The organism is Enterobacter cloacae complex sp. XAL002, assembly GCF_049236805.1.
GTDB lineage: Bacteria > Pseudomonadota > Gammaproteobacteria > Enterobacterales > Enterobacteriaceae > Enterobacter > Enterobacter intestinihominis.
Map to the genome: position 1 here is coordinate 205347 of NZ_JBMKJN010000008.1, position 9247 is coordinate 214593.

Here is a 9247-nt window from a genome sequence, read left to right on the forward strand (position 1 = left end):
GGAAATGCATTAATGATGGATGCCGGACATATCAGCGTTCGCGCGCTGCTGATCTTCATCGACGTTTATGAAACGCAGAATTTTTCCGTGGTGGCGAGGCGGGAAGGGATTTCTGCGTCGCAGGTTTCCCGCGTGATCCACCAGCTTGAGGACGCCCTCGGGCAACAGCTTTTCTACCGCAACACGCGGGCGATTATGCCCACAGAGAGCGGGCATCTTTTTGTGCGCTATGCCCGGGCGATGGCCGGAAATCTGGAGGATGCGCGACGCGAGCTGGATGAACGCGCCCGCGAGCCGTCGGGCACGCTGCGTATCAATGGCCCGGTCTTTTTCGGACAACGGCACATCGCGCCGGGCCTGCCGGGGCTTCTGGCGCGTTATCCTCGTCTCTCCATTGAACTGACCCTCACCGACGATTTTATCGATCCGCACCGCGACGCCGCGGACGTTATCTTCCGCATCGGCGCGCTGACGGACTCCTCGTTTCACGCCCGGGTGTTCGGTCAGCAGTTCTACCATCTGGCGGCCTCGCCGGACTATCTGCAAAAACATGGCGCGCCCGAGGGGCCGGACGATCTCAGCCGTCACCACTGTCTGGTTTACCGCGGCTCGTCCGGGCCTAACCGCTGGCTGATCCGGCAGTCGGGCGAGGCGTGGGTTCACTATCCCATCGTACCGCTGATGACTTCCAATAACGCGGAAACGCTCCTGATTGCGGCGCTGGGCGGCATGGGCGTTGTGCTATTCCCGGACTGGATGGTGAGCGAACGGCTCAAAAGCGGTGAGCTGGTGGCACTGCTGCCGGAAATGGAGTGTTCTATTAATACGGAGCCACTGACGATTGCGGCGATTTACCCGAACGCGCGTCATCCGCCCATGAACGTCAGGGCGGTGATTGACTACTATATTGAGCGGTTCGGTACGCCGCTGTACTGGCAAACCTGATGGTTAGCGGGCAAGCTCGCGACGGATAATGTCAGCCCCGGCGCTTAATGCCTTCAGCTTACCGTTGGCGACCTGGCGGGAAAGGGGAGCCATGCCGCAGTTGGTGGACGGATAGAGCTTGTCTGCATCCACAAACTGCAACGCCTTGCGTAGCGTATCGGCAACCTCTTCCGGCGTTTCGATGATCTGGGTGGCAACATCAATTGCCCCGACCATCACTTTTTTACCGCGGATCAGCTCCAGCAGATCCATCGGCACGCGCGAGTTGTGGCACTCCAGCGAGATGATATCGATCTTTGAGGTCTGCAACTTTGGAAACGCCTCTTCATACTGGCGCCACTCGGAGCCGAGCGTTTTTTTCCAGTCCGTATTGGCTTTGATGCCGTACCCGTAGCAGATATGTACTGCGGTTTCGCATTTCAGCCCTTCAATGGCGCGCTCCAGCGCGGCGATGCCCCAGTCATTCACTTCGTCGAAAAAGACGTTAAAAGCAGGTTCGTCGAACTGAATAATGTCAACGCCGGCCGCTTCCAGCTCGCGGGCTTCCTGATTGAGAATTTTTGCGAACTCCCAGGCCAGCTTTTCGCGGCTTTTATAGTGAGCATCGTATAGCGTGTCGATCATGGTCATCGGGCCAGGCAGCGCCCACTTGATCGGCTTGTCCGTCAGCTGGCGAAGGTATTTCGCGTCGTCTACAAACACCGGTTTCTGGCGCGCCACCGCGTCTACCACGGTCGGCACGCTGGCATCGTAACGGTTACGGATCCGCACCGTCTGACGATTTTCAAAATCTACGCCGCTGAGATGTTCAATAAAGGTGGTGACGAAATGCTGGCGGGTTTGTTCCCCGTCGCTGACGATATCAATCCCGGCGCGAATCTGTTCATCCAGAGACAAACGCAGCGCATCCTGTTTCCCTGCCAGTAATTCCTCATCCTGGAGTTTCCACGGCGACCAGAGCGTTTCCGGCTGCGCAAGCCAGGTGGGTTTCGGCAGGCTGCCAGCCGTCGATGTCGGGAGCAATGTTTTCATAAGAAGAACCTTTTATTCGTATTAAATTAAAGCGTGAAGTGATGAGACCACTGCTCAAGAAGGGTTTTATAGGGTTTGATGAACCGCTCTTCGGTATATTTACCCTGTTCAATGGCCAGCCGGCTGCGCTCTTCACGGTCATAGACGATTTTTGTTAATGAGTGATCCTGCTGATTCAGGTCGGGCTGATAGCACTGTCCCGCAGCGGAATTGGCATTGTAAATTTCTGGTCGATAGATCTTCTGGAACGTCTCCATGGTGCTGATGGTGCCGATCAGTTCCAGATTGGTGTAATCACGCAGTAAATCGCCGGTGAAGAAGAAGGCAAATGGCGCGACGCTGTTTTCCGGCATGAAATAGCGAACCTTGAGGCCCATCTTCGCGAAGTACTGTTCCGTTAGCGACTCGCCGTCCGGCTGGTACTCATACCCCAGCACCGGGTGGTGGTTACCGGTACGACGATAGGTGTCTTTGCTGGAGACGCTCAGGCAGATCACCGGCGCTTTTTTAAAGTTCGCCTGATATTCCGCAGAATGAACGAAGCTTTTAAAGATATTGCCGTGCAGCTCGCCAAAATTCTCGGGGAGGGTAAAACGGGGCTGATCTTTATTATGCTCCAGCAGCAGGACGCTGAAATCATAGTCACGAACATAGGATGAGAAGTTATTCCCGACGATGCCTTCGATGCGCACGTGGGTCTTTTTATCCACGATCGTCGTTTGCAGAATTTCGATGGCCGGGAAAGTAAAATCGCCGCCGATATTCATATCGACTGAAATAATCTCCAGCTCGACGGCATAGCGGTCGGCTTTCGGGTTATCCCAGCTCGCCAGCGCGTTAAAGCGGTTGTTGATCATCACCAGCGTATTGCGCAGGTTATCCTGACGCTTCTCGCCACGCGCCAGGTTGGCGAAGTTGGTGGTGGTACGCGTGTTTTCTGACGGGTTATAATTTTCATCAAAGCAACTGCGCTTAAGGGTAAATGTGAAAGCCTGACTCATTTGGTTATGCATCCTAAGTTCATGTTGCCTAAACGTTATCAATGCATAATTTATGCCTGAGCCACTGGCGCAGGGGAAGTGACTTAATTTCACTGCGTCATGAGGGTTCTTCATGAACTGCGCGATTCAGGTATAATCCCCCGACATTTCCAACCGGTTTAAACGATCATGACAAAACTCACCCTACAAGAGCAGATGCTGAAAGCGGGCTTAGTCAGCAGTAAAAAGATGGCGAAGGTTCAGCGCACGGCAAAAAAATCCCGCGTCCAGGCTCGCGAGGCGAGAGAGGCTGTTGAAGAGAACAAGAAAGCCCAGCTGGAGCGTGATAAGCAGCTGAGCGAACAGCAAAAACAGGCGGTGCTGGCAAAAGAGTTCAGGGCGCAGGTGAAGCAGCTGATTGAGATGAACCGCATCACCGTGGCGAAGGGCAACATTACCTTTAACTTTACCGATGGCAGCCTGATCAAAAAAATCGACGTCGATAAGCAGACGCAAACCCAGCTGATCAACGGTCGCCTGGCGATTGCCCGACTGGTGATTAACGCGAATGGCGACTGTGATTACGCGATTATCCCGGCGGTGGTGGCGGATAAAATTGCCCAGCGCGATGCGGACAGCATTGTGCTAAACAGCGCGCTGAGTCAGGAAGAGCAGGACGAAGACGATCCGTACGCAGACTTCAAAATCCCTGACGATTTAATGTGGTAAACCTCGTTCAGAATGGCGCGGCGTGACGGGCATTCATGGTCTCGCCGCTCAGCGGATGAATAAAACTCAGAACGCTTGCATGCAGCATCAGCCGGGGCGTTTCTTCCGCCCCCGGCCATTCCAGACCCCCATACAGATCGCACCCCAAAATAGGGTGGCCTAACTGCTGGCAGTGAATGCGCAGCTGGTGGGTGCGCCCGGTCTCCGGGGTAAGCTCAACCCGCGTCAACGGCATTGTCGTATCCTGGTAAATACGTTCCATCACCCGATAGCGGGAGCGAGCGGGCTTACCGGTGCGGGCACAGATCGTCATCAGCGGAAACAGCGCCGGATCTTTGGCAATCGGGGCATCCACGGTCCCTTCGTCCTGTTCCACATGTCCGCACAACAGGGCGGTGTAAACCTTGGTCACGGCGCGCTGGCTGAACTGGTGGCAAAGCGCGGCGTTAATCGCTTTGTTACGTGCAATCACCATCAGGCCCGAAGTGCCAAAATCAAGACGATGCACCAGCGTGCAGCCGGGAAAGGTTTGCACCAGACGGTGGTGGACGGAATCGCGGTTTTGCGGATTTTTCCCGGACAGGCTGAGCAGACCAGAGGGTTTGTTGATCAGCAGCAGATGCTCGTCCTGCCAGAGGATCTCAATGTCGTCGTGACAGGGGGGTGCAATAAACGTATCGATAATGACAGACATCAGGCCGCCGGGCTGGAGAGTGGGTGCGGATGATAACGAAATACGGGGGAAAGAGAAACCCTCCCACCGGGCGGTGAGAGGGGGAAAATTTAGGCTGCGACCAGGCTGTCGATAGCGGCTTTCGCGTCGGTCTGCGCTTTGGTGGCCACTTCCGGGCCGTAAGCGATACCTTCAGCGAACACGAAGTTCACGTCGGTAATGCCGATGAAGCCCAGGAACAACGTCATGTACGGTGCGACCAGATCGGTAGGGGTATCTTTGTGAATACCGCCGCGGCTGGTCAGGACGATAGCGCGTTTACCTTTCACCAGACCTTCCGGGCCGTTCTCGGTGTAACGGAAGGTTACGCCAGCGCGCGCCACCAGGTCGAAGTAGTTCTTCAGCTGCGTAGGAATGTTGAAGTTATACATTGGGGCGTTGATCACGATAACGTCGTGGGCCTGCAACTCAGCAATCAGCTCGTCGGAGAGCGCCAGGGCTTCCTGCTGACGTGGGGTGAGAGGCGCATCGCTCGGACGCAGCGCGCCAACCAGCTCGCCGTCCAGCACAGGAATCGGGTTTGCCGCCAGGTCACGCACGGTGATTTCATCCGCGCTGTGCTGTTCACGCCACTGTTCAACGAAATAGTCAGCCAGCTGACCAGACTGTGAATACCCTGCCAGAATACTGGATTTCAACACTAATACTTTGCTCATGGGAATTTCCTGTTTTGTATTTGATTGAGGGGGGTGCCCCGTTGCTTGTTGACACTTTATTCACAATCCTGCCACAGGGATAGCGCAATATATCGAAGCCTATGTTCGAATTTTTTGAATAAGGCGCGAAAAGCACTGATGTGGTACTCTATAGCAATCATTAAAAAGAGATTTTATCCGGCAGTGCACTGCCCGTTAACGCTATGACAGAACAACAGAAATTATCCTTCCCGGTGCTGATGCAACAGCTTGATTCGCTGATGCTGCGCGATAAACAGCGGTTTGCGCGCCGTCTGCACGGCGTTAAGAAGGTTAAAAATCCTGATGCACAACAGGCCATTTACCAGGAGATGGCCAAAGAGATTGAACAGGCGGCAGGGAAAGTTGTGCTGCGTGAAGCCGCACGCCCGGAGATTACCTATCCGGAAAACCTGCCCGTCAGCCAGAAAAAACAGGATATTCTTGAGGCCGTGCGCGACCACCAGGTGGTGATCGTCGCGGGGGAAACCGGTTCAGGTAAAACCACTCAGCTGCCGAAGATCTGCATGGAATTAGGCCGCGGGGTGAAAGGGTTGATCGGTCACACCCAGCCGCGTCGTCTGGCGGCGCGCACCGTGGCGAACCGTATTGCCGACGAGCTGCAAACGGAGCCGGGCGGCTGCATCGGCTACAAGGTGCGATTCAGCGACCACGTCAGCGATAACACCATGGTTAAGCTGATGACCGACGGTATCCTGCTGGCGGAAATCCAGCAGGATCGTCTGCTGATGCAGTACGACACCATCATCATCGATGAAGCGCACGAGCGCAGCCTGAACATCGACTTCCTGCTCGGCTACCTGAAAGAGCTGCTGCCCCGGCGTCCGGATCTGAAAATCATCATCACCTCCGCGACCATCGACCCGGAGCGCTTCTCAAAACATTTCAACAATGCGCCGATCATTGAAGTCTCAGGCCGAACCTACCCGGTTGAAGTGCGCTATCGCCCGATTGTAGAAGAGGCGGACGATACCGAGCGCGACCAGCTTCAGGCCATCTTCGATGCCGTCGACGAGCTGGGCACCGAGAGTTCTGGCGACATTCTGATCTTCATGAGCGGCGAGCGTGAGATCCGCGATACCGCCGATGCGCTCAGCAAGCGCGATCTGCGCCATACCGAGATCCTGCCGCTGTACGCGCGCCTGTCCAACAGCGAGCAGAACCGCGTGTTCCAGCCGCACAGCGGGCGCCGCATCGTGCTGGCGACCAACGTGGCCGAAACCTCGCTGACCGTGCCGGGCATTAAATACGTGATCGACCCGGGTACGGCGCGCATCAGCCGCTACAGCTACAGAACCAAAGTTCAGCGTCTGCCGATCGAGCCGGTTTCGCAGGCGTCAGCTAATCAGCGTAAGGGCCGCTGCGGCCGCGTGTCGGAAGGGATCTGTATTCGTCTCTATTCGGAAGACGATTTCCTGTCGCGCCCGGAGTTTACCGATCCGGAGATCCTGCGAACCAACCTGGCATCCGTTATCCTGCAAATGACCGCGCTGGGGCTGGGCGATATCGCCGCTTTCCCGTTTGTGGAAGCGCCGGATAAGCGCAATATTCAGGACGGGGTGCGGCTGCTGGAAGAGCTGGGGGCCATTACTACCGACGAGCAGGCGACGGCCTACAAGCTAACGCCGTTGGGCCGCCAGCTTAGCCAACTGCCGGTCGACCCGCGTCTGGCGCGAATGGTGCTGGAGGCGCAAAAACACGGCTGCGTGCGCGAGGCGATGATCATCACTTCGGCGCTCTCCATTCAGGATCCGCGCGAGCGTCCGATGGACAAACAGCAGGCGTCGGATGAAAAACACCGTCGCTTCCACGATAAAGAGTCCGATTTCCTCGCATTCGTCAACCTGTGGAACTACCTCGGCGAGCAGCAAAAAGCGCTCTCTTCGAATCAGTTCCGCCGTCAGTGCCGGGTGGATTTCCTCAACTACCTGCGCGTGCGCGAGTGGCAGGATATCTACACCCAACTGCGCCAGGTGGTGAAAGAGCTGGGCATCCCGGTGAACAGTGAACCGGCGGAGTACCGCGAAATTCATATCGCCCTGCTGACCGGCCTGCTGTCCCATATCGGGATGAAGGATGCGGATAAACAGGAATTTACCGGCGCACGCAACGCGCGTTTCTCCATCTTCCCGGGCTCCGGTTTGTTCAAGAAGCCGCCGAAGTGGACCATGGTCGCCGAGCTGGTGGAAACCAGCCGTCTGTGGGGGCGTATCGCCGCGCGTATCGATCCAGAGTGGGTTGAGCCGGTGGCGCAGCACCTGCTGAAACGCTCATACAGCGAGCCGCACTGGGAGCGCGGGCAGGGCGCGGTGATGGCGACGGAAAAAGTCACTGTTTACGGCCTGCCGGTGGTTGCAGCGCGTAAGGTTAACTACAGCCAGATTGACCCGGCGCTGAGTCGCGAGCTGTTTATCCGCCATGCGCTGGTGGAAGGCGACTGGCAGACGCGCCATGCGTTCTTCCGCGAAAACCTCAAGCTGCGCGCCGAGGTGGAAGAGCTTGAGCACAAGTCCCGCCGTCGCGACATTCTGGTGGACGACGAGACGCTGTTTGAGTTTTACGACCAGCGCATCAGCCACGATGTGATCTCGGCGCGCCATTTCGACAGCTGGTGGAAGAAAGCCAGCAAAGAGACCCCGGACCTGCTCAACTTTGAAAAGAGCATGCTGATCAAAGAGGGCGCGGAGTCGGTCAGCAAGCTCGACTACCCGAACTTCTGGCATCAGGGCAACCTCAAGCTGCGTCTGACCTATCAGTTTGAGCCGGGCGCGGATGCCGATGGCGTGACGGTGCACATTCCGCTGCCGCTGTTAAACCAGGTGGATGAGAGCGGGTTTGAGTGGCAAATTCCCGGCCTGCGCCGCGAACTGGTCATTGCATTAATCAAATCCCTGCCTAAACCAGTGCGGCGCAACTTTGTACCGGCGCCGAACTACGCCGAAGCGTTTTTAGGCCGCGTCACGCCGCTGGAACTGCCGCTGCTGGACGCACTGGAGCGTGAGTTCCGACGCATGACCGGGACCACCATTGACCGCGACGACTGGAACTGGGATCAGGTGCCCGATCACCTGAAAATCACATTCCGCGTGGTGGACGATAAAAACAAAAAGCTGCTCGAAGGCCGTTCTCTGACGGAGCTGAAAGAAGCGCTGAAAGGTAAAGTCCAGGAGACGCTCTCTGCGGTGGCCGATGACGGTATTGAGCAGAGCGGGCTGCACATCTGGAGCTTTGGTCAGCTTCCGGAAAGCTATGAGCAGAAGCGCGGGAACTACAAAGTGAAAGCCTGGCCCGCGCTGGTAGATGAGCGCGACAGCGTGGCGATTAAGCTCTTTGACAATCCGCAGGAGCAACAGCAGATGATGTGGCGCGGGCTGCGTCGCCTGCTGCTGCTTAACATCCCGTCGCCGATTAAGTATCTGCACGAGAAGCTGCCGAACAAAGCCAAGCTGGGGCTCTACTTTAACCCGTACGGTAAGGTGCTGGATCTGATCGACGACTGCATCTCCTGCGGTGTGGACAAACTGATCTACGAGGCGGGCGGTCCGGTCTGGACGGAAGAGGGCTTTGCTCAGCTTCATGAAAAGGTGCGCGCGGAGCTGAACGATACCGTGGTAGAGATTGCCAAACAGGTCGAGCAGATCCTCACCGCCGTGTTCAATATCAACAAGCGCCTGAAGGGGCGGGTGGATATGACCATGGCCCTGGGTCTGTCGGACGTGAAGGCGCAGATGGCGGGGCTGGTGTATCGCGGCTTTGTCACCGGCAACGGCTTTAAGCGTCTGGGTGATACGCTGCGTTATTTGCAGGCGATTGAGAAGCGTCTGGAGAAAATGGCGGTCGATCCGCATCGCGATCGAGCGCAGATGCTGAAAGTCGAAAACGTGCAGCAGGCGTGGCAGCAGTGGCTCAACAAACTGCCGCCAGCGCGTCGCGATGATGACGATGTGCGGGAGATCCGCTGGATGATCGAGGAGCTGCGCGTCAGCTTCTTCGCCCAGCAGCTCGGTACGCCGTATCCCATTTCGGATAAGCGTATCTTGCAGGCGATGGAGCAGATCTCCGGCTAAAACCATTGCCCGGTGGCGCTGCTGTATGACCGGATACATAGGTAACAGATCAGACCGGGAACATAG

General features: G+C 56.7%; 7 protein-coding genes. 3 read left to right on the top strand and 4 right to left on the bottom strand.

Annotated elements, in window-relative coordinates; all coding sequences use genetic code 11:
* The first annotated feature begins 12 nt into the window (after positions 1–12).
* On the top strand, positions 13–945 hold the full coding sequence (locus tag ACOT0L_RS10420) for a LysR family transcriptional regulator (protein ID WP_126503743.1): 933 nt from the start codon (positions 13–15) through the stop codon (positions 943–945).
* A 3-nt stretch (positions 946–948) separates the two neighbouring features.
* On the opposite strand, the gene ACOT0L_RS10425 is transcribed toward ACOT0L_RS10420, so the two are convergent.
* Together ACOT0L_RS10425 and ACOT0L_RS10430 are read right to left on the bottom strand one after the other, a co-directional pair.
* Positions 949–1977 carry a methionine synthase gene (locus ACOT0L_RS10425; protein WP_045622272.1) on the bottom strand — a complete coding sequence of 343 codons (1029 nt, stop codon included), beginning with the start codon at positions 1975–1977 and terminating at the stop codon, positions 949–951.
* Positions 1978–2003: 26 nt separating this feature from the next.
* On the bottom strand, positions 2004–2978 hold the full coding sequence (locus ACOT0L_RS10430) for a DUF1852 domain-containing protein (RefSeq protein WP_126503745.1): 975 nt from the start codon (positions 2976–2978) through the stop codon (positions 2004–2006).
* Positions 2979–3146: 168 nt separating this feature from the next.
* On the opposite strand from ACOT0L_RS10430, the gene ACOT0L_RS10435 reads away from it, so the two are divergent.
* The gene (locus tag ACOT0L_RS10435) at positions 3147–3686 is read left to right on the top strand and encodes a DUF2058 domain-containing protein (RefSeq protein ID WP_022648048.1); all 540 of its coding nucleotides are present in this window, start codon (positions 3147–3149) and stop codon (positions 3684–3686) included.
* Positions 3687–3693: 7 nt separating this feature from the next.
* Here the strand turns inward: ACOT0L_RS10435 and ACOT0L_RS10440 are convergent, their stop codons facing one another.
* Positions 3694–4380 (bottom strand): RluA family pseudouridine synthase, encoded by a 687-nt coding sequence (locus tag ACOT0L_RS10440; RefSeq protein ID WP_023300051.1) that lies wholly within the window; start codon positions 4378–4380, stop codon positions 3694–3696.
* Positions 4381–4469: 89 nt separating this feature from the next.
* Positions 4470–5075 carry an FMN-dependent NADH-azoreductase gene (gene azoR / locus ACOT0L_RS10445; protein ID WP_022648050.1) on the bottom strand — a complete coding sequence of 202 codons (606 nt, stop codon included), beginning with the start codon at positions 5073–5075 and terminating at the stop codon, positions 4470–4472.
* A 203-nt stretch (positions 5076–5278) separates the two neighbouring features.
* Here azoR and hrpA point away from each other — a divergent pair, with 203 nt between their 5' ends.
* Positions 5279–9181 (top strand): ATP-dependent RNA helicase HrpA, encoded by a 3903-nt coding sequence (gene hrpA / locus ACOT0L_RS10450; RefSeq protein WP_126503747.1) that lies wholly within the window; start codon positions 5279–5281, stop codon positions 9179–9181.
* The last annotated feature ends 66 nt before the right edge of the window (positions 9182–9247 follow it).

Excerpts from the sequence above, each read along its gene's own strand:
- ACOT0L_RS10420 (WP_126503743.1), top strand. The coding sequence starts at position 13 with ATGATGGATGCCGGACATATCAGCGTTCGCGCGCTGCTGATCTTCATC.
- ACOT0L_RS10425 (WP_045622272.1), bottom strand. The coding sequence starts at position 1,977 with ATGAAAACATTGCTCCCGACATCGACGGCTGGCAGCCTGCCGAAACCC.
- ACOT0L_RS10430 (WP_126503745.1), bottom strand. The coding sequence starts at position 2,978 with ATGAGTCAGGCTTTCACATTTACCCTTAAGCGCAGTTGCTTTGATGAA.
- ACOT0L_RS10435 (WP_022648048.1), top strand. The coding sequence starts at position 3,147 with ATGACAAAACTCACCCTACAAGAGCAGATGCTGAAAGCGGGCTTAGTC.
- ACOT0L_RS10440 (WP_023300051.1), bottom strand. The coding sequence starts at position 4,380 with ATGTCTGTCATTATCGATACGTTTATTGCACCCCCCTGTCACGACGAC.
- azoR (WP_022648050.1), bottom strand. The coding sequence starts at position 5,075 with ATGAGCAAAGTATTAGTGTTGAAATCCAGTATTCTGGCAGGGTATTCA.
- hrpA (WP_126503747.1), top strand. The coding sequence starts at position 5,279 with ATGACAGAACAACAGAAATTATCCTTCCCGGTGCTGATGCAACAGCTT.